This window comes from Deinococcus detaillensis (assembly GCF_007280555.1).
Classification (GTDB): domain Bacteria; phylum Deinococcota; class Deinococci; order Deinococcales; family Deinococcaceae; genus Deinococcus; species Deinococcus detaillensis.
This window is the reverse complement of record NZ_VKDB01000004.1, coordinates 36,139-59,665: the sequence shown is the minus strand read 5'-3', so window position 1 is coordinate 59,665 and position 23,527 is coordinate 36,139. Positions and strand designations below refer to the sequence as shown.

General features: G+C 61.3%; 18 protein-coding genes. 13 read left to right on the top strand and 5 right to left on the bottom strand.

Going from position 1 to position 23,527, the window contains the following annotated elements; all coding sequences use genetic code 11:
* The first annotated feature begins 40 nt into the window (after positions 1–40).
* The 10 genes from pta to FNU79_RS05810 all read left to right on the top strand — a co-directional run bounded on the left by pta (position 41) and on the right by FNU79_RS05810 (position 12,097).
* A complete protein-coding gene (pta, locus tag FNU79_RS05855; RefSeq protein WP_143719957.1) occupies positions 41–2,182 on the top strand; it encodes a phosphate acetyltransferase in 2,142 nt (713 codons plus the stop codon).
* Entirely contained in the window at positions 2,179–2,673 is a 495-nt protein-coding gene (locus FNU79_RS05850; protein WP_143719956.1) for a hypothetical protein, read from the top strand. The genes pta and FNU79_RS05850 overlap by 4 nt, the downstream gene beginning before the upstream one ends.
* 23 nt (positions 2,674–2,696) lie before the next feature.
* Positions 2,697–2,978: an Lrp/AsnC family transcriptional regulator gene (locus FNU79_RS05845; protein ID WP_124867327.1), complete on the top strand. Its 282-nt coding sequence runs from the start codon at positions 2,697–2,699 to the stop codon at positions 2,976–2,978.
* 113 nt (positions 2,979–3,091) lie between these two features.
* Positions 3,092–4,987: a hypothetical protein gene (locus tag FNU79_RS05840; protein WP_143719955.1), complete on the top strand. Its 1,896-nt coding sequence runs from the start codon at positions 3,092–3,094 to the stop codon at positions 4,985–4,987.
* An 80-nt stretch (positions 4,988–5,067) separates the two neighbouring features.
* The gene (locus FNU79_RS05835; RefSeq protein ID WP_143719954.1) at positions 5,068–8,214 is read left to right on the top strand and encodes an ATP-binding protein; all 3,147 of its coding nucleotides are present in this window, start codon (positions 5,068–5,070) and stop codon (positions 8,212–8,214) included.
* A 42-nt stretch (positions 8,215–8,256) separates the two neighbouring features.
* Positions 8,257–8,463, top strand: a complete 207-nt coding sequence (locus FNU79_RS05830; RefSeq protein ID WP_143719953.1) for a hypothetical protein — start codon at positions 8,257–8,259, stop codon at positions 8,461–8,463.
* A 167-nt stretch (positions 8,464–8,630) separates the two neighbouring features.
* Positions 8,631–9,188, top strand: a complete 558-nt coding sequence (gene efp, locus FNU79_RS05825) for an elongation factor P (RefSeq protein ID WP_143719952.1) — start codon at positions 8,631–8,633, stop codon at positions 9,186–9,188.
* A gap of 221 nt (positions 9,189–9,409) precedes the next feature.
* The gene (gene accB / locus FNU79_RS05820; protein WP_143719951.1) at positions 9,410–9,928 is read left to right on the top strand and encodes an acetyl-CoA carboxylase biotin carboxyl carrier protein; all 519 of its coding nucleotides are present in this window, start codon (positions 9,410–9,412) and stop codon (positions 9,926–9,928) included.
* Between the two features lie 94 nt (positions 9,929–10,022).
* Complete coding sequence (gene accC, locus FNU79_RS05815) at positions 10,023–11,360, top strand: acetyl-CoA carboxylase biotin carboxylase subunit (protein WP_124867333.1); 1,338 nt, start codon at positions 10,023–10,025, stop codon at positions 11,358–11,360.
* Between the two features lie 104 nt (positions 11,361–11,464).
* Positions 11,465–12,097, top strand: coding sequence for a class I SAM-dependent methyltransferase (locus tag FNU79_RS05810; protein ID WP_143719950.1), 633 nt, complete (start codon positions 11,465–11,467; stop codon positions 12,095–12,097).
* A 114-nt stretch (positions 12,098–12,211) separates the two neighbouring features.
* On the opposite strand, the gene FNU79_RS05805 is transcribed toward FNU79_RS05810, so the two are convergent.
* Together FNU79_RS05805 and FNU79_RS05800 are read right to left on the bottom strand one after the other, a co-directional pair.
* On the bottom strand, positions 12,212–13,348 hold the full coding sequence (locus FNU79_RS05805; protein ID WP_143719949.1) for a vWA domain-containing protein: 1,137 nt from the start codon (positions 13,346–13,348) through the stop codon (positions 12,212–12,214).
* Positions 13,349–13,399: 51 nt separating this feature from the next.
* Positions 13,400–14,407, bottom strand: a complete 1,008-nt coding sequence (locus FNU79_RS05800; protein WP_143719948.1) for an ATP-binding protein — start codon at positions 14,405–14,407, stop codon at positions 13,400–13,402.
* A gap of 308 nt (positions 14,408–14,715) precedes the next feature.
* Between FNU79_RS05800 and FNU79_RS05795 the strand changes: the two genes are divergently transcribed.
* The 3 genes from FNU79_RS05795 to FNU79_RS05785 all read left to right on the top strand — a co-directional run bounded on the left by FNU79_RS05795 (position 14,716) and on the right by FNU79_RS05785 (position 19,418).
* Positions 14,716–17,754, top strand: a complete 3,039-nt coding sequence (locus FNU79_RS05795; protein ID WP_143719947.1) for a (Fe-S)-binding protein — start codon at positions 14,716–14,718, stop codon at positions 17,752–17,754.
* 80 nt (positions 17,755–17,834) lie between these two features.
* Positions 17,835–18,290 (top strand): RrF2 family transcriptional regulator, encoded by a 456-nt coding sequence (locus FNU79_RS05790; protein WP_124867337.1) that lies wholly within the window; start codon positions 17,835–17,837, stop codon positions 18,288–18,290.
* A 48-nt stretch (positions 18,291–18,338) separates the two neighbouring features.
* Positions 18,339–19,418: a quinone-dependent dihydroorotate dehydrogenase gene (locus FNU79_RS05785; RefSeq protein WP_143719946.1), complete on the top strand. Its 1,080-nt coding sequence runs from the start codon at positions 18,339–18,341 to the stop codon at positions 19,416–19,418.
* A gap of 3 nt (positions 19,419–19,421) precedes the next feature.
* On the opposite strand, the gene FNU79_RS05780 is transcribed toward FNU79_RS05785, so the two are convergent.
* The 3 genes from FNU79_RS05780 to gyrA form a co-directional block, all read right to left on the bottom strand.
* Positions 19,422–19,745: an HNH endonuclease gene (locus FNU79_RS05780; RefSeq protein ID WP_185974621.1), complete on the bottom strand. Its 324-nt coding sequence runs from the start codon at positions 19,743–19,745 to the stop codon at positions 19,422–19,424.
* Positions 19,746–19,886: 141 nt separating this feature from the next.
* Positions 19,887–20,486: a helix-turn-helix domain-containing protein gene (locus FNU79_RS05775; RefSeq protein ID WP_143719945.1), complete on the bottom strand. Its 600-nt coding sequence runs from the start codon at positions 20,484–20,486 to the stop codon at positions 19,887–19,889.
* Positions 20,487–20,833: 347 nt separating this feature from the next.
* Positions 20,834–23,296, bottom strand: a complete 2,463-nt coding sequence (gene gyrA / locus FNU79_RS05770; protein ID WP_143719944.1) for a DNA gyrase subunit A — start codon at positions 23,294–23,296, stop codon at positions 20,834–20,836.
* Positions 23,297–23,527 lie beyond the last annotated feature (231 nt).

The following is a 23,527-nucleotide window of genomic DNA, read 5'->3' as shown; positions in this document are numbered from 1 at the left end:
AGGCCCCGCTCCGTTAGACTTTCTGCATGAGGCACCCGCAATGACCACCACCTTTTTTGTCGGCCCGGTCGGCCAAGATGTCGGCCTGACCAGTCTGGCTCTCGGCCTCGCCCGCGCGTTGTCGCGCAGTGGAGCCAGCGTCGCCTTTCTCAAGCCGATTGCCCAAGACCACAGCGCCGCCGACCGCAGCACCGTGTTTGCCCGCACCTTTTTGCAAACGGTTCCCGACCCCTTGCCCCGTGCCCACGCCGAAATGTTGCTGGGGAGAGAAGACAGCGATGACCTGTTAGAAGAAATAGTGGCGCTGGCCGAACAAGCCCGTAGCGGCGCAGACATCGTGGTGGTGGAGGGGCTGAACCTCAGCGGCGGCAACAGCTATGCGGGCGGCCTCAACGCCCTGATCTCGCGCACGCTGGGCGCGGAGGCGGTCTTGGTGGCCTCGATGCGCGGTCTGGACACCGGCATGGGAGCGGGAGCGCTGGGCGACAGCTTGGAGATCACCGCCCGCGACTACGACCGCTCGGACGGCGGCGGGCTGGCGGGCCTGATTCTCAACCACGTGCCGCTGGGCACCGACTTCGGCGCGGCGCTGGCTGAGCTGCGCCGCCACGCTCCGAGTCTGGCGGGCGGTAAGCTGCCGCTGCTGGGCGTGGTGGGTGAGCAAACTGAGTTGTACGCGCCCCGCACCGGCGACGTGGCCCGCACGCTGGGAGCCGTTATTCTCAACGAAGGCGAACTGAGTACCCGCCGCGTCATCAGTACGGTGGTTTCGGCCCGCAGCGCACCCTACGTGGCCGACTTGCTGCGTCCCGGCGCACTGGTGGTGGCTCCCGGCGACCGCGAAGACATCGTGATGGCCGCCAGCTTAGCGCACCTCTCCGGCGTGCCGCTGGCGGGCCTGCTGCTCACGGCGGGCAGCGCTCCCGACGATTCGATTGCCCGGCTGTGCCGCTCGGCGCTCAGCGGGTCTATGCCGGTGCTGCAAGTGGCGGCCAACACTTACACCACCGCCGGACGCCTGACCCAGATGGAGCGCAAGATCCCGCTGGACGATCTGGAACGCTTGGAGCGCACATTAGAATTTATGGCCGACCGCCTCGATATTCAGCCGCTCAAAGGGCTGCTGAGCGGCAGCGCCCCGCTACGCGAACGCCGCATGACCCCGCCTGCTTTTCGGCACTACCTGATCGAGCAGTCCCGAGCCGCCGCCAAGCGGGTGGTGTTGCCAGAAGGTGACGAGCCGCGCACCATCAAGGCCGCCGTGATCTGCCACGAAAAAGGCATCGCCCGCTGCGTGCTGCTGGCTCCCCCCGAGCGGGTGCGGGCGGTGGCCGAGGCGCAGGGCGTGACGCTGCCGCCAGAGCTGGAAATTTTAGACCCCGAAACGGTGCGTGGGCGCTACGTCGCGCCGATGGTGGAGCAGCGCCGCAGCAAAGGCCTCACCGAGCCGATGGCCGAGGCCCAACTCGAAGACAACGTGGTACTGGGCACCATGATGCTGTCGCTGGGCGAAGTAGACGGCTTGGTATCGGGCGCGGTGCATACCACCGCCAGCACTGTGCGGCCCGCGCTGCAACTGATCAGAACTGCGCCGGGAGCGGCCCTGGTGAGCAGCATCTTTTTTATGCTGATGCCCGAACAGGTGCTGGTCTACGGCGACGCGGCCATCAATCCCAACCCCAATGCGCAGGAGCTGGCCGACATCGCCATTCAATCGGCGGACTCGGCAGCCGCCTTCGGGATCGAGCCGAGAATTGCCATGCTCAGCTACTCCACCGGCACGTCCGGCTCCGGCGAGGACGTCGAAAAGGTGGCCGAGGCGACCCGCTTGGTCAAAGAGCGTCGCCCAGATCTCAACGTGGACGGCCCGCTGCAATACGACGCGGCCAGCGTGCTGAGCGTCGGCCAGCAAAAGGCTCCCGGTTCCAGCGTGGCAGGCCGGGCCACCGTTTTTATTTTCCCTGACCTCAACACCGGCAACACCACTTATAAAGCGGTGCAGCGAAGCGCGGGCGTGGTGGCGGTGGGGCCGATGCTTCAGGGCCTGCGCAAGCCGGTCAACGACCTCTCACGCGGCGCACTGGTGGACGACATCGTGTACACCATCGCGCTGACGGCCATTCAGGCGGCGCAGGTCAGCAAAGCAGGGGAGACGGCGGCTGAAATTCCGGGAGGCGGATGAACGGCCCAGTTCTCCTGCGGCTGATTCTTGGGCAGGGTGAACGCTGGGTCATCTGGCAGCCGGGTGATTTGAGCGCCGATGTGCTGGTCTGCCGAGCTGGACGCCTCGCCGCCTTTACTGACGCTGACGAGGCGCAGATTTGGGCGGCGGCAAAAAACTGGACTTTGACGATAGGAAACACCTGCGATTTCACGGCGGTTCTTCGGCATCTGCGCGGCGAGCAGCTTCAAGCCGACGCCTCCGCGCTGTTGGGCATCTGGAACTTGAGTATGGATCTGGCCCAGGGTCTTTTGAAGTTCGGCCACCCGGTGCTTAGCCGCAGCGCCGCCCTTGACCTTCTCCACGACCAACTGACGGCGCTGGCGATGCCCTGGTCGGTGCTTGATCAGCCGCCCCAGTGGGCCGACCTCGACGGCGGCGTGCTGGAACAGGTGATGACTCAAGCGACTTCGCTTTTCGAGCAGCAGTTCAGCGCCGCGTTGCAGGCCTGAGCCGACGCAGCCTACACTCAGGTATGGTCACAGCTATTGTTCTGGTGCAAGCCGAGCGCTCCCTTATCCCCGAAACTGCCGCGCTGCTCGCGCAGGTCAAGCACGTCCGCGAGGTTTACAGCGTCACCGGCGACTGGGACATCGTGGCGATGCTCAAGTTGCCGAGTTACGACGACCTCGACGACGTGGTCACCGCCCACCTGCGCAAACTCCCCGGCATCGTCAAGACCCAGACCATGCTGGCCTTCCGCGCTTACAGCGAAACGGCGCTGGATGAGGGTTTCGGGATCGGTTTAGACGGCTAAAAAAGGTGAGACGCTGCTGAGACGCTTCCCCGCCAGACTGAGCGCACTTGAGTCGCTACCGGAGCATAGGGCTCCGAACTGCGCCGCGCTTGAGAAAGGAAGGGAAACCGAAAATGAAACGTCTCGCGTCACTTTTGTTTGTGCTGCCCACCCTGCTGCTGGCCTGCGGCGGCCCCGCTGCGCCCAAGCCTCAACCTGGCCCCGGCCCCGGTCCTAATCCTGGCCCGATCAATTCGGTGGCGCGGGTCGAGATCAATTCGGCGTCGTTGGTGTTTGAAAACGGCAAAGCAGGCCAGCAGATCATTGCCCAAGCTTTCGACGCAAAGGGCAATGTCGTGAATACCCCGATCAGCTATCAGTCGAGTAAGCCTGACGTGATCGCTGTAGACGCCAGTGGACAGGCGGCGGCCAAAAGCGTGGGCAGCAGCCAGATCGTGGCGGTGGCGGGCGGGGTGCGCTCCAGTCCGGCCATCGCGGCCAGCGCCATTTTGGCGGACAACGTGGTCAGGATTCCTGACAGCAAAGTGGTCGGTGCGCCGCAGTTTGCCGAAGGGGTGACGCCGTTTAGCGTGGGCAGCACCTACACGGTGGTGCTGAAAGAGGTGTCGCCCACCGCTGGCAAACTGTGGTTCAGCAAAGCGCCCAACGGGATGACGGTGCAGGGCAAGGTGCTGTCCAGCCGCCCAGTAGACAGCGGCACTGAGGTCACGCTGGAAATCGTGCCGATCAGCGACGTGTTCAAAGATATGAGCATCAGTGAGGATATAGCAGTCAAGGCCGAGGAAGTGGAGTTCGGTGCCGCCACCAAGGCCGCTTACACCATCACTCGTCAGGCCGACGACACCTTCGTGTTCACGCCCAAAGACACCAACACGCTGGCCGGCAACCTTGCGCCGCTGAGCTTTAACGTGGGGCCGTTTAGCTGCGACGGCTCGCTGCCCGACGCGGCTTTTAATCTCGGCACGCCCAGCTTCAGCTTAAATCCCGGCAGTCCGCAGTGGAACTTTATCTGGCAAACGCCGCTGCCCGCCATTCCCTTCATCACCGATGGGCGGGCAGGCAGGCTGAGGGTGCTGTTCACCGCCACACCTACGCTGACCGTTCGCAGCGGCAACCACAGCATCACTGGCAATTTCAACAACCAATCGGTGACGTGCCGCTACAGAGACGACGTGCGGGTGGGGTTTTCTGCCTTCGGTCTGGGCTTCGCGGCCCGCATGAAACCCGGTGTCACCCTGGGCGGCAGTTTCGGCGCGGGCACCCGCACTTTATCGGCAGTGGGCAGTGTCAGCAGCAATATCCGGGTGGGCTTTGATTGCCGCGCTCCGAGTGGCTGCACCACTTTGTCGCAGGGCAGCCTGGGCACGGTGCGCGGAGCAGTCTCGTTTGGCGGAACAGGCGACCTCGCCGGAACCCTGCGCGATTTCAAGGCCGGTGTCTTCATGGACGCGGGCGTGGAAGTTCAAACTCCCATTAAGACGTTCGATTTGATCCGCTTTACCGAAGGCTACCGAATCAACACCGATTTCGCGCCGCTGGCGACCCAAATCAGCAGCGGCAATCCCAGCGACTACAAGATGGGACTGTATGCCAAAGTTGATCCGTTCGCGCTTATCAAAGATCTGGTCAAGTTTGCGATTGGGGTCAATGTCGGCGGCCTGCCGGATATCAACTTGGAAGAACAAACTTTGCAGTCGCCGCTGATCAAGAGCCTGAATCTCAACGCCGCCAAAACGCAGGTGACAGTCAATATGGACGCCAGCCGCCTGAATTTCTACACCCTGGTGGCTCCATTCAGCCTCGGCTATAACGTTAAAAAAGTGCGCTTGATCGAGAAGTCGGCGGGCGGCACCCTGACCACGCTGGCGGACGTGACGCCCAGCTCCGGCGCGGCTTCGGTGACGCTGAATATTCCGGCCAGCGCCGACCTGGAACGCCTGTACATCACCTTGATTCCCAATGTTTTGGACCAGCTCCCGGTGGGGACGGTGAAGGTGACGGGCAAATAAACCCCGCCCCCAGCGCCGCGCGTGGAGAAGACCTTGCTCTCTTCTCCACGCGCGGCTTCTCTAGCACTAAAATCTAAGGCGTGCTTGAATTTCGCTTGTTGGGCAGTCCAAAGGTGCTGATCGGTGCTCAGGCCTTTGAAGTGCGGCCCAGCAAACCCGCCGCGCTGCTGCTTTACTTGGTGATTCAGAGAAGCTGGGTCAGCCGCGACGTGCTGGCCGAGTTGCTGCTCCCCGAAGCGGGCGAGCAGCAGGCCCGTCACAACTTGCGGCTCAATCTCTCCAGAGCGCTCAAATTGCCCTGGGCGCGGGGCGTGGAGGTCGAATCCTCCCGGCTGCGTTTTGCCGCACGCACCGACGTGGCCGAGGTCGAGCGGGCCGCCGAGGAGCGCGAGTTCGAGCAGGTGATTTCGCTTTACCACTCGCCGCTGCTCTCGGGCTTTCCGCTGAGTCACCTTCCCACGCTCGCGGCCTGGGCCGAAGAAGAACGTGCCCGCATCGAGCAGGTGTTTTTGGACGCGCTGAGTGGCCGCGCCGATCAGCTCCGCAGCGCCGGACGCAGCCGTGAAGCGCTGGACTGCTTGGAGCAGCGCCTTGTGCGCGAACCCCTTTCGGAACGGACTCTTCAGGCCGCGCTGTCGCTGTGCCTGAGCCTCGAAGACCGCGAACGTGGCGTGCGGCTCTACGCCCGCTTTGCACAGGAACTGCTCACAGAAACCCAGCTTGAGCCGCTGCCGCCTACTTGGGCACTGGTGGAAGCGCTGCGGCGGGGAGCAAAGGCCTTGCCCCGCGCTGCGCCGCTGCCCGCTTCGCTGCAAGGCTCAGCGCATCTGGTGGGCCGCGCCGCCGAACGCGCCCGCTTGCGCTCCGCTTTGCCGGGGTGGGTGCTGCTCAGCGGTGAGGCGGGGGTGGGCAAAAGCCATTTGCTGCGCGACGCTTTGCCGCAGGCCCGCTTTTTAAGTGGTATGGAGGGATTGACTGGGTTGCCTTACCATCCGCTGATCGCGCATCTGCGCCGCGAGCCGCTGCCGGACGTGGGCGCTTATACCCAAGATTTGGCACGGGTGTTGCCGGAACTGTCGTCACACTTGCCCCCGCTGCTCGATCCGCACACGGCCCGCTTGCGTCTCCTCGAAGCGCTGGCCCGCGCCCTGACCGCTGACAGCAGACCTATAGTCCTCGATGACGCCCAGTGGGCCGACGACGCCACCTTGGAGTGGCTGAGTTATGTGCGTGAGCGCCCCGACCTCTCGGTGGTGATTGCTTACCGGCGAGAAGAGCAGCACACGCTCAGCCGCTGGCTGGGGCCTTGGCGCTCGGGAGCACTCGAACTCACGCTCGAACCGCTGAGTCAAGACGACTTGGGCGAGTGGCTCAGAAGCTTGATCGACCGGCCAGATGTGCCGCACCACTTCGCCGCTTGGCTGCACCGGCACAGCGGCGGCCATCCGCTGTACGCCCTAGAAACGCTGCGGTCTTTATTTGAAGCGGGCGTGCTGCGCCTTGGTCAACATGACTGGCACACCGACCTCGATCAGCGCACCAAGGATTACGCCGAGTTGCCGCCGCCGCCCAAGTTGCGCCAACTGGTGCAGGCCCGCTTGGAGCGCTTGCCGCTGCCGGTTCAGCGGCTTTTAGAAGCGCTCAGTATGCTGGGCGATGTGGGCGCGGCGGCGCAGCGGCCCCTGCTCAGCGCACTGCTGCAGCTGAGCGAATTGGAGGTGCTCGACGGCGTTGAAGCTGCTCAGGCAGCGGCGCTACTGCGCCAAGACCAGGGAGCGGCGGGCGAAGACCTGGGCTTGTCGTTTGCCCACGATCTGCTGCGTCAGGCCATCTCCGCTGCGCTCTCTCCGGCACGTCGGCGGTATTTGCACGCAGGCGCGGCGGCGTGGTTGGAGCAGCGACCGGCGCAGTGGCAGATGGAGAATCTGAGCGCAGTGGTCGCCCGTCACTGGGAGCAAGCTGGGCAGCCGGAGAACAGTTGGCCCGCCAAGGTGCGCTGGGCCGAGGAATTGCAAAATCGGGGGCAGTACGCGGCGGCCTCCGAACTCTGGCGCGGCCTGCTGGCTGCGTTTCCCGCCGCTTACCCGCTCGAGTGCCAAACCCGTGTGCGGCTGGGCCGGTTGTTACTGTGGGAAAATTTGGATGAGGGCCGTCAGCAGTTGCTGGCTGCCATAGACTTGCTATTCCAAGCTGAAGGAGACGGAGCCGAAGAAGCAGGCGAGCATCAAGCCGCCCTCCTCAAGCTTGAGGCCCAGATCGGTTTATCGGAGCTGGCACTTTACCGGGGAGACGTTCCCCAAGCGCGGCAGTGGCTGAACGCTGCTACCGAGCAAGCTGCGATACTCGAAACCGTAGGCCAGCGCTTGCCGACGCTGCTCGCCCAATCTTTGACCGAGCAGCGCATCGAAACCGGCTTTCGGGGCGGCGCGTTTAGCGAGGTGCAGCGTCTTTTGGCGGCTGAAGCTGCGCTCTGGCCCATGCTCAGGGTCTATCAAGCGCATTTGGATTTCTACGCGGGGCGCTACCGCCGCGCCGCTCAAACTTTGGCGGCTTTGCTTAAGCGGTTTCCTGAACTGGCCCATGTTCAGACCTTGGAGGCGGACTTGGGACTGTGCCACGTCTTTTTGGGCGACCTTGCCGCAGGCCGCGCAGCGCTGACTGCCAGCCTTGAGCGCACAAGCAACCTGCACGCCCTGACGCTCGGCCATTCCAATATGGGCCTACTTGAACTCTACGCTGGCCGCTTGCCTGAAGCTCAGCAGCACTTGGCGCAGGCTGCCGCCCTCGCCCGGCAGATCAATTCAAATACTTACTTGGCCGACGTGCTGCACCGCCAAGCGGGAATCCACTTTGTGAGCGGCGACTGGGATGCGGTCTTGGCTCTTTTGCGTGAGGCCCACGAGCTGATGCAGGCGGTGGGCGACCCTTTTCGGCAGATGTACGTGGGCTGCGTCTACGCTGCGGTGCTGGCTTTCCAAGGCCGCGACGTGCAGGCGCGGGCGCTGCTGAGCGCTTACTCGCTGGGCGCGGACACGCCTCTAATGGCCCGGATGTTTTATCACCGCGCTTATGCGGCGCTATATCTGGTATCGGGTCGAGTACATTTGGCAGGCCCGCACAGCCGGGCAGACGTTGGGCTGGCCCGCGCCGCCGAGCTTCAATTTGAGCTTGAGCATGCCCAGCGCTTGTCGGATCAAATCGCGGCGGCCTTGCTACACCGGCCCTGACCCTTGAGACGCGCCTGAGACGCGGCCCGTTTAGGCTGGGTCATGCCTTCACTGCCCCGACCAACACGCCTTGCTTATGTGCTGCGGCTGATTTGGGTCGCCGGACAGTGGCAGATCAGTTTGCAAAATGTCCGCACCGAAGAAAAACTGCTCTTCGGGGACTTGGCCGCTTTGCTGCGTTACCTCGAACACCTGCGGCGTGACGAGTTGCCGCGTGACGATTTACCCCGTGAAGGTGGACTGCGCTGAAGCGTGGCCCGGTTTGTGCTTAGTCCAGTTTCTGCATCGCTCGGTCTTTGCGTAGCCTGTATCCTTGCCTCGCCTTGCCCGAGCAAGTTAGAATACCGGCTGCTGCCGGGGGACGCTGCCAGCCCTGAGTGGGCTCAAGCGTTCGCGGCTGAAGGAGAGCAAGACAAATGATTAGCGTAACGGATCTCAGAAACGGCACCAAAGTGGAAATGGACGGCGGCTTGTGGGAGTGCCTCGATTACTCGCACCTCAAGATGGGGCGCGGCGGCGCGAAAGTCGTGACCAAGTTCCGCAATATGGAAACGGGCAGCATTGTTGACCGCACCTTCAACAGCACTGAAAAGCTGCAGGACATCTATGTGGAAGGTAAGCCGATGCAGTATCTCTACAAAGACGGCCAAGATTACATGTTCATGGACATGGAAACCTTCGAGCAAATCCATTTGTCGCCTGTGCTGGCCGGTGACGCCGCCAAGTTCATGAAAGAGAACATGGAGATGGAAGTGACTATGTACGGTGAAAAGCCGCTCAAAATCACCTTGCCCAACCAAGTCATCTTGCAAATTGTCGAAACCGATCCTGGCGTGCGCGGCGATACTGTTTCGGGCGGCACCAAACCCGCCAAACTCGAAAGCGGCGCGACCGTGCAGGTGCCTCTCTTCGTCGAAAACGGCACCTCGGTGAAAGTGGATACCCGTACCGGCGAATACCTCAGCCGGGCGTAAGCCTCTTCACTGCGGGCGGGGTGGTCGTGCTGGCCGCCCCGCTCGCCTTGTGCTAAGTGCTCCCTTTGACGGCTATACCGAACCAGTGCGCCTACGCCCGTACGCTTCTGAGTGCCGGTAGCCCTTACAATTGAACTCGCAATACAGACTGCTCACGCCCGCTCACCGCGCCGCTGGAATTCATGCCGGATGCGGCGCAGTCCTTGGAGGGAAAAGAGCTTATGAACCCTGACGACCTGAAAAAGATTTTAGACGCCCTGAGTCAAGCCGATGTCCGCGAATTTGCCCTCAAGACAGGAGAATTCGATCTGAGCCTCCGGCGCGGCCCGCAGGCCATGAGTGGCGCGTCGGCCAATTTGCCCGCAGCTCACTCGGCTGCGCCTCAACCCGCCGCTCCGGCTGCCTCCGCTGCCCCAGTGGCTGCCGAGTCGCCTGTCGCCAGTACGGCCAGCGCTCCTGCCGCTGCTCCCGAAACTGCTCCCGCGCCTGCCAAAGCTGCCGCTGTCGGCACCCCGCTCAAGGCTCCGATTGTCGGCACCTTTTACGCCAGCTCTAGCCCCGACGCTGCCGCCTACGTCAAAGTGGGCGATACGGTGGCCGCCGGACAAATCCTGTGCATCATCGAAGCCATGAAGCTGATGAACGAAATCGAAGCCGAGACCGGCGGCGTGGTGCGCGAAATCCTCGTGAAGAACGCCGAGCCGGTGGAATACGGGCAAACGCTGTTTTTGATCGAGTGAGCTAGGGTCTGAAACAAGCTGAGTTCCGGCTTCGGCGATCAGTTTAAAGCGCTTGTTGCTCAGCGCTTCTTCTTTATGTTTTGAAGGACACTGCATGTTCAAAAAAATACTCATCGCCAACCGTGGCGAAATTGCCCTGAGAATCATGCGAACGGCGCGGGAAATGGGCATTCAGACGGTGGTCGTTTATTCGCAGGCCGACGAATCCAGCTTGCCGGTGCTGCTGGCCGACGAATCGGTGTGCGTCGGCCCGGCGGCCAGCTCCGCTTCGTACCTCAACATTCCCAATATCCTCTCGGCGGCGCTGATGACCGGCGCGGAAGCCATTCATCCCGGTTACGGCTTTATGGCCGAGAACCCCGACTTCGCCGAGATGTGCCGCGAACACGGCATCGTTTTTATTGGCCCGACGCCGGAAAGTATGCGGGCGCTGGGATCAAAAGCGGGCGGGCGCGAAATCGCCGCGCTCAGCAACGTGCCTGTCGTTCCCGGCACCGGCATTCTGGCGGACTTGGACGCCGCTGTTCTGGCCGCCAAGCAGATCGGCTATCCGGTGCTGCTCAAGGCCAGCGCGGGCGGCGGCGGGCGCGGCCAGAAGATCATTCGCACGCAAGACGAACTCAAAAAAGGCTTCGCGCAGGCGCAGGAAGAAGCGCGGCTGTATTTCAGCGACCCCGACCTCATCATGGAAAAGTTCCTGGAGGAGTTCCGGCACATTGAGGTGCAGGTGATGGGCGACGGGCAGGGCCACGTCATCCACATCGGCGAGCGCGACTGCTCGATTCAGCGCCGCAACCAAAAATTGATCGAAGAAGCGCCCAGTAACTTGCCCGCTTCGCTGCGCCAGGAAATTCTGGACGCGGGCGTGCGGCTGGCCAAGCATGTCAACTACGCCGGAGCCGGGACGCTGGAATTTATCGTTGACCGCGACGGCGGCTTTTACTTCATGGAAATGAACACCCGCATTCAGGTCGAACACTGCGTTTCGGAAATGATTTCGGGGCTCGATTTCGTAAAAATGCAGCTTCAAATCGCTGCGGGGGAAGGCTTGCCCCTTCAGCAAGAGGACATCGTGTTGCGCGGCCACTCGATCGAGTGCCGCCTCAACGCCGAAGACCCCGACAAGGATTTCCGGCCAGCGGCGGGCAAAATTCAGGAAGTCTATTTTCCTGGCGGCCCCGGCGTGCGCGTCGACAGCCACGTGTATGAGGGCTACAGCATTCCGCCGCATTACGATTCGCTGATTGGCAAGCTGATCGTCTGGCACGAGAGCCGCGATCAGGCCATCGCCCGCATGAGACGCGCCCTGCAAGAAGCGGTGATCGGCGGCCCCAAAACCACCATTCCGCTGTACATCCGCATTATGGACAATCCCTTTTACAAGCGCGGCGCAGTGATGACCAATTTCCTCAAAACCCGTATGGACATGTAAGATTTTGGGCTTGTTCATCACTATTTGGGTCTGTGTGAGGTCAATGAGGTAACAGGAGAGGGCGCTTCGGCGCTCTTTTTTGCTGCTCGTCCTAAGCTAAAGCGGTGAGTGAGCTCAGCCGCCGTGACGCCCGGCTCTCGCGGCTGGCCGCCTTGGCTTGGCCGCTTGACCCGTTGTTGGGCGCTTTTGCGCTTCCGAACACCGCCGCCATTCTGGATATCGGCGCGGGGGAGGGCCAACTCCTTGAGCGTTTGCGCCAGCGTGGGCACAGCGGTCTGCTGATCAGTCTCGACCCTGTACCGAGACCGGGGCAAATAGCCGGCCACGCTGAAAACTTGCCCTTCCCCAGCGCCCAGTTCAACGCGGCGCTGCTGATTCGCGTGTTGCTGCATGTCACGGATCCGGCGCGGGCACTCGCAGAGGCTTGGCGCGTTCTCAAGGTGGGCGGGCAATTGATGGTGGCCGTGCAAGGTAGTCAGCATCTCGCCTCGTTTTGGGCGTTGGCTGAACCAGCGGCTGAGCGTTTAGGTGCCGAAGAAGTGATCACGCGGCTCTTAACGGACTGGCCGTTTCAGCGAACGGATATTGTCTTGCCCGTGCTGCTTACCTCTCAAGATGTGCAGGGGCTGGCCGAGAGCTACGGCCTATCGCTGCCGGTACTTGGCCGTGATTTACCCGATCAGTTGCAGTTGGTGGTGTTCAATCTCAAGAAAAGCTTACCGAGTTTTGTGGAATAAAGCGCTTCAGGTCAGTTCCTTTCTGTCTGTGCCGTCCTCCATTTCTGTGAGGTTCAGAGCATTCATGTCCGGCTCTTTGTCTCATGACTGCGGCTGTTCGCTTTTAGCCCCACATTATTGCCCGTCTTCTAACCTCAGCACGTCCCCGAACGGAAAGCCGTTATCCTCCAAGCCGCCCGCTGGCACCACCCACAGGGTCGGCACGCGGGGGGCGGCTGTCGGGAAGTCGCCGTAACCGTCGGTCAGGTAAATAATCACGTCCGGCTCGGCAGTTTCGGCGGCCTTGAAGACCGGCCTAAAGTCGGTGCCGCCGCCACCCTGGGGCGTGGGAACCTCGTCACCTGCCCGCAGCTCGTAAGGGCCGTAGGCTTCGGTGTCGGCGTAGTACAGCGTGGCCTGAACGTGCGGATACGCGCCCAGAACGCCCTGCACTTCGCCAATCAGCGCCCGCACCGCCTCGTCGTCCACGCTGCCGGACGTGTCTACTGCGATCAAGGCACGCAAACTTTCGTCGTCCAGCGCCTCCAGGTACATCCCGCGTCCGATAAAGCGCCGATCAAAGCCGCCAAAATCCACCGGGGTGCGGGCCAGAAAACGCCAGAGTTGCGATTTCCAGTCGAGTCTGGCGGGTTCCAGGCGGCGCAGCTCACGGTGCAGGCCCAGTGGGTCGTCGCCTTTGCCGAGCATGGCTTCCACGCTACGGGCCTGAGCCAGCGCCTGTCCCCATTGCCGCTTGGCGTCGTCGCCAGAACGCTGGCCTTTGGGCGGGGCGTCGCTGGGCGGGCCGTCCATCAAATCGTCGTCCCCATCACTGCTGCCGCTGTTGCCCTCGCCGTCTTCGCCCTCACCTTCACCCAGCGCGGTATAAACCTCCTCCACGCTGAGCTGCTCCATGTGGCCGTCGCGCGGCGCGTCCGGCGGGATGGGCAAGCCCGCCTGCGCCACCATCCCGTTGACGATCAGGTTGGCGGCGCGGTTCCATTTCTTTTTTTCGCGGGGGCCGCGCCTCGGCACGTGAGACAGGGCCGCGTGAAGAACTTCGTGCAGCAGCAAACCGTCAAAGCTGTCGGGCGTGAGGGTGGCGGCGTTTTCGGGGTTGACATAGACCCGTTCGCCGTCGGTTCCGGCCAGCAGCACCTCGCGGCTCGGTACGATGTCGGCGTGCAGCAGCAAAGTGGCAAAAAAAGCGCTCTTGCCGCGTAGCCTCAGCCGCGAGCCGGAGACGAGGCGCTCGAACTGGGGATCAGACATGGGCAGGGGGCAGGTGAGGGAGTGGGGAAGTTGCTCTGAAGGCGACTCCACTCACGCTTCCGCCAGTTCAGCCGCGTTTCCCACTAAATCGGCGAGTTCGGGGTCGCGCTGCATCAGTTCCACCAGGTCGGCCAGGTGGCCCTGCGCCTGAAATTTGCTCACGAGGGTCGCCACGTAAAGTTGCAACCACTCCGGCCCCGCGCCCGCCGCCAGCCAGCGAAAGGCGTTGTAAGCCTGGGTAGCGTCCCTGGCGCGTGCAGCCAATCCCACCACCGCCGCGTAGCGCACGCTCGGTTCCGGCGGCAGTCTCAGGCCCAGCCCGCCGCCGTCGAGCACGTCGCCCAAGTCGGGAAGCTGCTCGTAGAGGCGCACGAAGGCCACGAACTCTGCGCCCGCCGCTTCACCCACTGCTGGAGCGACGTCCAGCTTGCCGCGCCACAAAGCCGAGGCCATTTCCCAGGCGCGGGGACTGGGCCAAGCCGGTTGGGTGGGGTCGAGGCGGTGCAGCAGTTCGGGCCGGAAAGTCAAAAAGGCGATGATCTGTTCGTGGAGGTCGCGGCCCAGCGCGTAACTGCGCCACGAATCAAAGTCGCTGCGAACCGTCAAATGCAGGAAGCGGTTGGCCAGCGGCGCGGGCATATCAAACACGCTGGCGCGGTCTTCTTTGCGGTTGCCTGCCGCCCAGACAAACCAGTGCGGCGGCAATTCGTAGCTGCCCACTTTCCTGTCCAAAATGAGTTGCTGGGCCATCCCCTGCATGGTGGGCGGGGCCATGTTGACTTCGTCCAAAAAGAGAATCCCGCGTCCGCCGGTCGGTAAAAATTCCGGCGGATACCAGCGTGAGATGCCGTGCTCGGCCACCGGCAAGCCGCGCAGATCGGTGGGCGCGAGTTGCGATAAGCGCACGTCCACGAATTCGAGGTCGTTGGCGGCGGCGATTTGCGCCACGATGCTGGATTTGCCCACGCCGGGCGGCCCCCAGATCATGGTGGACAGCGGCAGATTTTGCTCGACGATGGCCGATAAGTAGCGTTGCAATTCAACAGGGGTCAGGGACAAAGAAGTTCCTCCGGTGCGCGGCTCACTGTCGCGGGCCACAAAGTCAGGTACGAGCTTAGCGCCTGCGGGTTGCGGCAAAAGGGCAGTGAGGCCGCAAGTCATAAGGCGGGGTCAGAAAAGTGCTTTAGAGTTGGGCGTCCTTGCGCCGCCGCCTGCTCCATGACGGGCCGCTTCATTTCGTTCACGGTGGCAACGTCCAAACACCGTGCCAACACTCAAAAGTCCAAACCCTCTAGCCGCTATACTTTAACTCAGTTCAAATTGACTTCACTCTCCTTCCCGTTCCCGTTTGCCTCGGAGGTTTACCCGTGCTGCCGCTCAGTTCTAAGATTTTGTTTTTTGTGTTCGCGCTCGTCTTTGGGGGTCTCGGCGCTTGGGGCTTTTACCGACTTTATCTGCGAATTCGGCGCGGCGCTCCCGCTTCCGAAACGCGCTTTGACGTGCTGGGCGGGCGAATCGTCTCGGCGCTGGTGGTGGCACTGACCCAGGAGCGCACCTTTCGCCGCCGCAGCACCATCAGTATCTTTCACGCTTTTATTTTCTACGGCTTCGCTTATTACCTGCTGGTCAATCTGGTGGACGGTCTGGAAGGCTATTTCCATTTTGTGATTACGTCCAACCATGTCTGGGGCAAAGTTTACAATTCGCTGGCGGATATTCTGAGCTTCCTTGTTCTACTGGGCGTCGTCGGCTTGGTGGTGCGCCGTCTTTTCTTGCCTTCCAAGCGCGACTTCCGGTTTAATGGTAAAAGCCTGCTTCATCCATTGGTCAAAAACAATTATATTCTGCGCGATTCTTTAATTGTCAGTGCTTTTATTTGTTTTCACGTCGGCAGCCGTATTCTGGGTCAGGGTGCTAAATTAGAACTGGAAGGCGGTGACGTTTGGCAGCCGTTTTCAAGCTTGGTTGGCAGCACACTGTTCGGCGGCGCTTCTGATTCGGCGCTCTACAACTGGCGGGTCTTCGGCTACTGGGGAGCGCTCGGCTCAGTGTTGGCCTTTTTGGCCTACTTTCCCTACACCAAGCATATTCACATCTTCATGGCTCCGCTCAACTACGCTTTCAAGCGCACTGCCAACTCCGGCACTTTGCCGCCGATGAAAGGTTTAGAAGCGGCGATGGAAAGTGAAGATCCCAAAATCGGCGTAGAAAAGTTAGAAGACTTGGAATGGCCGCGTTTGTTAGATGCTTACGCCTGTATTCAGTGCAACCGCTGTCAGGATGTTTGTCCGGCCAATGCCACAGGCAAGGCGCTGAGTCCGGCGGCACTGGAAATCAACAAACGGATGCAGCTCAATGAAATTGCTTCGCATCCCAGTCCCTTCACGATTAAAACCGCCAGCTTTGAGCAGGGCGGCCTGACTGAGCTGCCGATGCTTGAGTTTGCCATCAGTGAAGAGGCGGTCTGGGCCTGCACCACTTGCGGCGCTTGTATGCAAGTTTGCCCGGTTCAGGACGAACAGATGCTCGACATCATCGATATTCGCCGCCATCAAGTGATGGTCGCGGGCGAGTTCCCGCCGCAGCTTCAAAGTGCCTTCCGGGGCATGGAGCGGGCGCAAAACCCCTGGGGTCTGTCGCGGGACAAGCGCTTCGAGTGGGCCGACGGCCTGAAAGTGCCGACCATCGACGAAAACCCCGAACCCGACATCATCTACTGGGTGGGCTGCGCGGCCAGCTACGATCCAGGCGCTCAGAAAGTGGCCCGCAGCTTTGTGCAACTCCTCGACAAAGCCGGGGTGAATTACTCGGTGCTGGGCAAAAAAGAAGCCTGTACCGGCGACAGCGCCCGCCGCGCCGGAAACGAGTTTCTGTATCAGACGCTGGCCGAGGAAAATATTCAGACGCTCAATCAGGTGCGGCCCAAGCTGATCGTGGCGACCTGCCCGCACTGCATGAACATCATCGGCAACGAATACCCGCAGCTCGGCGGACATTACCAGACCATGCACCACACCGAGTATTTAGAAACATTGGTGGCGGGCGGGCAGCTCCAAACCGCGCCGCTCTCTGCTTCGGTGACGTACCACGATCCCTGTTATCTAGGCCGCCACAACGGGGTCTACGACGCGCCGCGCCACGTCATTCAGAGCATGGGCATCGAACTTTTGGAGCTGGAGCGCAGCCGTGAGAATTCGTTCTGCTGCGGCGCGGGCGGAGCGCAGTTTTGGAAGGAAGAGGAAGCAGGCGAGCAGCGCATCTCCGACAACCGCTTCGAGGAAATTCAGAACCGCTTGGACTGTGCAACTGCCGCCGCCAAGGAAGGCAAAGTGCTGGCGGTGGGCTGTCCCTTTTGCAAATCCATGCTGGCGAGCACTCCCACCAAGCAGGGCCGCGACGACATCGTAATCAAGGACGTGGCCGAACTCCTGCTGGAAAGCGTGCAGCGGGCGGCGGGCGAGTGGCAAGAAGTCGCGCCTGCCCCCGCCGCTGAGCCAGTGGCCGTGCCGATTGCCGAGCTTCCCGTCGCTGAAGGACACGGCGAGATCAGTGCCGACGCGCCGGAAGCGGTGGTGGGGGAGACGGCCTCCGAAGTGATTAACGAGCAGCCGGAAGAACCCGCCCAGCCCGCACCTACCCGCAAGAAATGGAGCCAAAAAGACGACGTGAGCGCTGAAGTCGCGCCGGTTGAAGCTGAGCCGGTGAGCAGGGCCGAGCCTGCGCCGACCCGCAAAAAGTGGGGCCAGCAAGACGACATCAGCGTTGAGCTGCCGCCCAGTGAACCCGCCGCGCTCAGTACTGAAGCGGCTCCCGTCCGCAAAAAGTGGGGCGAGGCTTCACAAGATGACGTAAGCGCCGCGCCTGTGGCTGAAACAGAACCAACTTCATCCGCTGCCGAGCGTCCCAAATGGAAACCCGCTCAGGCCAAAGTCGAGCCTGCTCAAACTGGGGGAGAGGCGGGGAGATCACCAGTGCCCACTCCCACCGAGCGCCCCAAATGGCAAGCCAATAAACCCAAAGTCGAGGCAGTTGCAACAGAGGTTGAGCCTGCTCAAATTGAAATGGCTCTCCAAGCGGAAACAACTCCCCCAGTTGAAGCCCCTGCCCAAAATGCAGAGCGCCCCAAATGGAAGCCCGCTACTGCCAAAGCGCCCGCGCCCGAGGTCAGCGAACTTAAAGTTGCTCCTACGCCAGCCGCTCAAGCGGAACCTGTGCAGCTCAGCCCGGAGGCCGCCCCCGCTGAGCGCCCCAAGTGGCAGCCAAAAGCCAAAGTGGAGGCCACATCAGCGCCAACGCAGACGGTGAACATTGAACCCGTTCAAGCTAAAGCCGCCGAAAATTTGGCCCAGCCCGACGCCGTCACCCAGCCTGAAACAGGGCGCAAAAAGTGGACGCCTAAGAAGTAATTTTCGGTTTCGTTTTTCTACGCCTGCTCCCTCTTCTAATCCCACATTACCTGTACGGGTTTTGGGAGTAGAATGGCTGCATGTGGGTTTCGACCAAAGCTCAGTACGGCCTCCGCGCACTCATCGACATCGGCCAGCGTCCTGGCGCAGCGGTGCCGCTCAAAGATGTCTCGGACCGTCAGGGCATCAGCCAGCATTACCTCGAGCAAATCGCCGCCAACTTGCGCCGCGCCGGCTTTATTCGCAGCGTGCGCGGCGCTCACGGCGGGTACATCCTGTCGCGCCCGCCGCAGCAGATCAGCGCTTGGGACGTGGTGGTGGCGATGGAGGGCAGCATCGCGCCGGTGGCCTGCGTGGAAGACGAGCATTCGTGTGACCGCACCGGCGGCTGCTCCACTGAGGGGCTGTGGCGGCGGGTCGACAACGCCATTCGCGGCGTTCTGGGCAATGCCAGCTTGGCCGATTTGATGGCCGAAGAAGTGCAGGCCCAGCACGGGCAACTGGTGCAGTTCGGGGCCTTGCCGCCACACCTGTAGGGAACTGAAGGGCAAAGTAGGCAGCCGAGCCGCGTTATCCTGCTCGGTATGTACGCTCGCCTCAAACCGCTTCTTTTTCAATTAGACGCCGAACAAGCCCACCACCTGACCATGACCGCCTGCGCGGTCGCGGGGCATGTTCCGGCCTTGCCAGCGCTGCTCGGCGCACTTACGCGCCCTGTTGCGGGCCAGCTGAGCCAAAACCTGTGGGGCCTCTCCTTCGCTTCGCCCATCGGATTGGCGGCGGGGCTAGACAAAAACGCTGAGGCAGTGGGCTTGTTTTCCAATCTGGGCTTTGGCTTCTTGGAAGTTGGAACCGTGACCCCGCGTCCTCAGATGGGCAACGAGCAGCCACGTTTGTTCCGTTTGCCGAGCGATGAAGCGCTGATCAACCGGATGGGCTTTAACAATCTTGGCCTGGAGACGCTGGAGCGCCGCCTGCGAGGCCGCCACGCCGTGCCGATTTGGGCCAATATCGGCAAGAATAAAGACACGCTCAACGAACAGGCGGCGGACGATTACCGCGCCGCTGTGCGTGCCCTTTACGGTGTGGCCGACGGCTTCGTCATCAATGTCAGCAGCCCCAACACGCCGGGCCTACGGGCGCTGCAACATGCGGGCGAGCTTCACACTTTGGTGTCGGCGGTGCTGGACATGGCCGAGGAGCAGCGCCTCAAGACCTTAAAACCCAAGTTGCCCATTTTGGTCAAGCTGTCCCCCGATTTGGATGAGCGCGACTTTGAAGCCAGCGTGGACGCCGTAGAGCGGGCGGGAGCCTCAGGCCTGATCCTCTCCAACACCACCCTGAGCCGTGAGGGACTGAGCCATTCCAGCAAAAGCGAAATCGGTGGCCTGAGCGGCAAACCGCTGACCCGGCGCAGTACCGAACTGGTCAAGCAGGCTTACCGACAAACGGGTGGAACTCTGCCAATTGTCGGCGTGGGCGGCGTGTTCACGGCTGAGGATGCTTACGCCAAAATTCGTGCCGGAGCCAGCTTGGTGGAGGTCTACACCGCCCTGATCTACGAAGGGCCAGCGCTGCCCAGCCGCCTCAATACCGGGCTGCTAGGGCTGCTGCGCCGCGACGGCTTGACGCACATCAGCGAAGCGGTGGGAGTCGACGCTTAAGCGCTATCTCACCTTCACTCCCTTCGTCGCGGGCTGCTTGCTCAGCCAAGCCACGAACCTCTGCACACTCTCCTGCTCCAGCAGCGCGTCCACTGAGTCGAGTTCTCCAGCCAACTCGGCGTTGCTGAAGGTCTTGTGCAGGAACTTGTGGCAAGCTCCACACAGCATCGCAGTGGGCAGGGCGTGGATTTTGACGCCGCGCCGCCGTCCCTGGGATTTGGGAATCAGGTGGTGCTCGGTCAGGCTGGGGGTCTGCCGCTGGCATAGGCCGCAGCGCGGCGCGTCGGTGGGCGGCGGCCAATCCGGGTGGGGTAGACGGCGAGACACGCTTCAGGATGGCGCAGAGTGGGGAGGGGAATGGTGGCTTGTTTCAAGATCTGAAAACCAATTTCGTCCCCGTTTACCAACCACAAAAAAACCGCCCCACATTCGGAGGCGGTTTTCTTACTGATTTTTACGGCTTGTCGATTACTCGGCGGAGATGCGGGCCAGCGCTTTTTCGTCACGCAGGGTGATTTTGCCGTAGCCCGCGCTGATCACGCCGTCGCGGCTGAGTTCGCCGACCACTTTGGTGACGGTTTCGCGCACGCTGCCGACTGCGGCGGCCAGTTCGTCATGGGTGGCGTAGATCATGGTTTCGCCGCTATCGAGTTGGCTGGCCAGTGCCGTGTCCTTGAGTTCCAAGAGTTCGCCGGCGATGCGTGCCCGCAGGCGCTTGCCCACGAGGCGGTAAATGCTTTCGTAAGCGCGTTCGAGCGTGCGGACGAGGTGGGTGGTGACTTCCAGATTGTCCTCGTTGCTCATCAGCGCGGGATTGATCACGTCCACGGTGCTGTCGGTCACAGCTTCAGCGAAGTACTGGCGGTCTGAACCGGCCAGGGCTTCTTCACCAAAATACTGGCCAGGCTTGACGTAGCGCAGGGTCAGGCCATTGCCGTCATCGTCCATGGTGTGGATTCGGACGAGGCCGCTGGCCACGCGGTAAAGCATTTCGGACTTGCCGGGGTAGAGGATCACGACGCCGGGGCGATAGGTGATGGTGTCAACAAAAGTTTTTTCGAGGAGCATGTTTGTGCCTCCTGAGGCTGAGTGGTTGCGGAGCCAAGTCAATCCTGGCGATGAACACAGTCTACACTTAAGTCACAATTTTGTAAACAGTTTTGTTTCTTTAATCAATGTTTAGATCACAAACGTAAGAAATCTGACATGCCTCACGTTCCATGCCTTCTGATCCATTAGTGCTCAGGAAAAGCAGCGCTGGGCGCTCAAGTTTGATGAGCAATTTCTAAAGCGGAACGTGAGCAAAACCACAGATGATGTGTTCTTGATGAGTCGGAGAATAAGTGGCCGATGCACCCATGAAAAAGAGCAAAGGCCACTCGCAACCTTTGCCCAATCTGTAGACTTTACGACGCTTACAACTCATCCTCGCGGCGCACCGAGAAGGCGCTGATGACGCGGTCTTTATCCTGAATATTGATGACCTTGACGCCCTGCGCATTCCGGCCCGTCACGCGGATGTCGTCCACGCGGGTGCGGATCACGGTGCCTTTCTCGGTCAGCACCATCAGTTCCTCGTTGCCGCCCACGCGGGTCAGCGTCACCAAGCTGCCGGTCTTGTCGGTCACGTCCAAAGTAATCACGCCCAAACCGCCGCGCCCTTTGCTGGGGTAATCGCCAACAGGGGTGCGCTTGCCCAGACCGTATTCCGAGACGGCCAACAGTTCACTGTTCTCGTCGCCTCCCGGTACCAGCGTCATGCTGACCACTCGGTCGCTTTCGCCCTCGCGCAGGCGGATGCCGATGACGCCCTGGGTGGCGCGTCCGGTGTCGCGTACTTCGGCAGAGTCAAAGCGCATGGCCTTGCCGTTCTTGGTGGCCAGCACCACATGGTCGCCGTCTTGGACGATGCCGACGCCGATCAGCTCGTCGTTGTCTTGCAAGTTGATGGCGATCAATCCCGCCGAGGAGATGTTGGAATACTCGGTAATCAGGGTCTTTTTGATGATGCCGTTCTTGGTGGCAAAGACAAAGCAGCCCGCTTCGTCAAAACCGCCCACGCTCAGCACCGAGGCGATGTTTTCTTCTTCGCGCAGGCCCGGCAGCAAATTACGGATGTGCGAACCCTTGGCGTCGCGCCCAGCTTCCGGCAGATCGTAAATCTTTTCGTGGAAGACGCGGCCTTTATCGGTGAAGAACAGCAGGTAATCGTGGGTGCTGCCGACAAAGACGCGGGTGTTGATGTCTTCCTCGCGCAGTTTGCCGCCCGACGAGCCACGCCCGCCGCGTTTTTGCTCGCGGTAAGCGTCCAGATTGGTGCGCTTGAGATAGCCTGCCCGAGTCATGGTGATGACCATATCTTCCACGGCGATCAAATCTTCGCGGTTGATGTCCTCTTCGTCTTCAGTGACCACGGTGCGCCGCTCGTCGCCGTACTTCTCGCGCAACTCGCGCAGTTCTTTGCGAATCTCACGCCACAGCAGCTTTTTGTCGCCCAGGATGCTCTCCAAGCGGGTCACGATGGTCATCAGTTCGTTGTACTCGCCTTGCAAGCGCTCACGTTCTAGGCCGGTCAGGCGTTGGAGGCGCATATCCAAAATCGCCTGCGCCTGAATGTCGTCTAAGGCGAAGCGCAGCATCAAACCGTCTTTGGCCTCGCTGCCGGTGTTGCTGCGGCGAATCAGGGCGATCACTTCGTCGATGTGATCCAGCGCTTTGAGCAGCCCGTTCAGGACGTGCGCCCGCGCTTTGGCCTGCTTGAGTTCGTAGACGGTGCGGCGCGTTACCACGTCGGCGCGGTGGGCCAGGAAGTACATCATGGTGTCGATCAGCGGCAACACGCGCGGCTGGCCGTCCACGATGCTGAGGTTCATTACCGTGAAAGTGGTTTGCAGTTGGGTGTATTTATAAAGCTGATTGAGCACCAACGTCGGCATGGCGCTGCGTTTGAGTTCGACCACGATGCGGACGGGGTCTTTGCGGTCTGATTCGTCGCGCAGAGCCGAGATATCAGGAATCTTGCCGGCTTTGTACATGGCCGAGATGGTCTGAATCAAGTTGGTTTTGTTGACCTGATAAGGAATCTCGGAAATGATGATTTGGTGCCGTCCATTCTTCTCTTCGATGCGGGCCTTGCCGCGCACCTTCAGGCCGGAGTGTCCGGTCAAATACGCTTCCCGAATCCCACTCTTGGAAAGGCGGCCTCCGGTGGGAAAGTCGGGGCCGGTGACGTGCGTCATCATTTCGTCGAGCGTCATCAGCGCGGCTTTTTCCTGCGCGGTGTCGCCGGGCTTTTCGGTAATCGCCAGCAGCCCGTTGATGATCTCGGTCAGGTTGTGCGGCGGGATGTTGGTGGCCATGCCCACGGCGATGCCCGACGCGCCGTTGACCAGCAGATTCGGAAAGGCGGCGGGCAGCACGCTGGGTTCTTCGGTGGTCTCGTCGTAATTGGGCTTGGAAATCACGGTTTCTTTTTCCAAGTCGGCCAGCACTTCCTCGGCCAGCTTGGTCATGCGGGCTTCGGTGTAACGCATGGCCGCCGCCGCGTCGCCGTCCATGCTGCCGAAGTTGCCCTGCGGGTCAACCAAGGTGTAGCGCATGTTCCACCACTGCCCTAGGCGCACCATCGCGTCATAGATAGAGCTGTCGCCGTGCGGGTGGTACTTCTTCATCACTTCGCCGACCACTGCCGCCGATTTGGCGTGCTTGTGGTTGCTCAGCAGCCCTTCTTGCAACATGGCGTACATGATCCGGCGCTGCACCGGCTTCATGCCGTCGCGCACGTCCGGTAGGGCACGGTCAACGATAACGTTCATGGCGTAATTGATAAAATTGGTCTTGACTTCGGTGGTGATGTCAACAGGTAGAATTCCAGTCATGCATACTCCAGTTGGGGCCGCGCAGGAAGAGCTTTGCTAGCTGTCCGTACGGGTGAGATGAGCCGTCAGCGAAGTTTACCACAAATTATGCTGTGAGCAGAATAGGAAAGCGGCTGGGCAACCTGTTCAGTATAGCGCAAAATCCTAGACTTTGCTTGTGTGGGGGCGGGAATTTTGCAGCTCTGGGTGTCTTGAAATGGGGCTTGAATAAGGGCGCTTAAGCTGGGACTT

Bases quoted from the DNA above. Each gene is read 5' to 3' on its own strand.
- FNU79_RS05790 (WP_124867337.1), top strand. From the start codon at position 17,835: ATGTGGGTTTCGACCAAAGCTCAGTACGGCCTCCGCGCACTCATCGAC.
- FNU79_RS05845 (WP_124867327.1), top strand. From the start codon at position 2,697: ATGGTCACAGCTATTGTTCTGGTGCAAGCCGAGCGCTCCCTTATCCCC.
- FNU79_RS05840 (WP_143719955.1), top strand. From the start codon at position 3,092: ATGAAACGTCTCGCGTCACTTTTGTTTGTGCTGCCCACCCTGCTGCTG.
- FNU79_RS05830 (WP_143719953.1), top strand. From the start codon at position 8,257: ATGCCTTCACTGCCCCGACCAACACGCCTTGCTTATGTGCTGCGGCTG.
- accC (WP_124867333.1), top strand. From the start codon at position 10,023: ATGTTCAAAAAAATACTCATCGCCAACCGTGGCGAAATTGCCCTGAGA.
- gyrA (WP_143719944.1), bottom strand. From the start codon at position 23,296: ATGACTGGAATTCTACCTGTTGACATCACCACCGAAGTCAAGACCAAT.
- FNU79_RS05805 (WP_143719949.1), bottom strand. From the start codon at position 13,348: ATGTCTGATCCCCAGTTCGAGCGCCTCGTCTCCGGCTCGCGGCTGAGG.
- efp (WP_143719952.1), top strand. From the start codon at position 8,631: ATGATTAGCGTAACGGATCTCAGAAACGGCACCAAAGTGGAAATGGAC.
- accB (WP_143719951.1), top strand. From the start codon at position 9,410: ATGAACCCTGACGACCTGAAAAAGATTTTAGACGCCCTGAGTCAAGCC.
- FNU79_RS05785 (WP_143719946.1), top strand. From the start codon at position 18,339: ATGTACGCTCGCCTCAAACCGCTTCTTTTTCAATTAGACGCCGAACAA.
- FNU79_RS05775 (WP_143719945.1), bottom strand. From the start codon at position 20,486: ATGCTCCTCGAAAAAACTTTTGTTGACACCATCACCTATCGCCCCGGC.
- pta (WP_143719957.1), top strand. From the start codon at position 41: ATGACCACCACCTTTTTTGTCGGCCCGGTCGGCCAAGATGTCGGCCTG.
- FNU79_RS05850 (WP_143719956.1), top strand. From the start codon at position 2,179: ATGAACGGCCCAGTTCTCCTGCGGCTGATTCTTGGGCAGGGTGAACGC.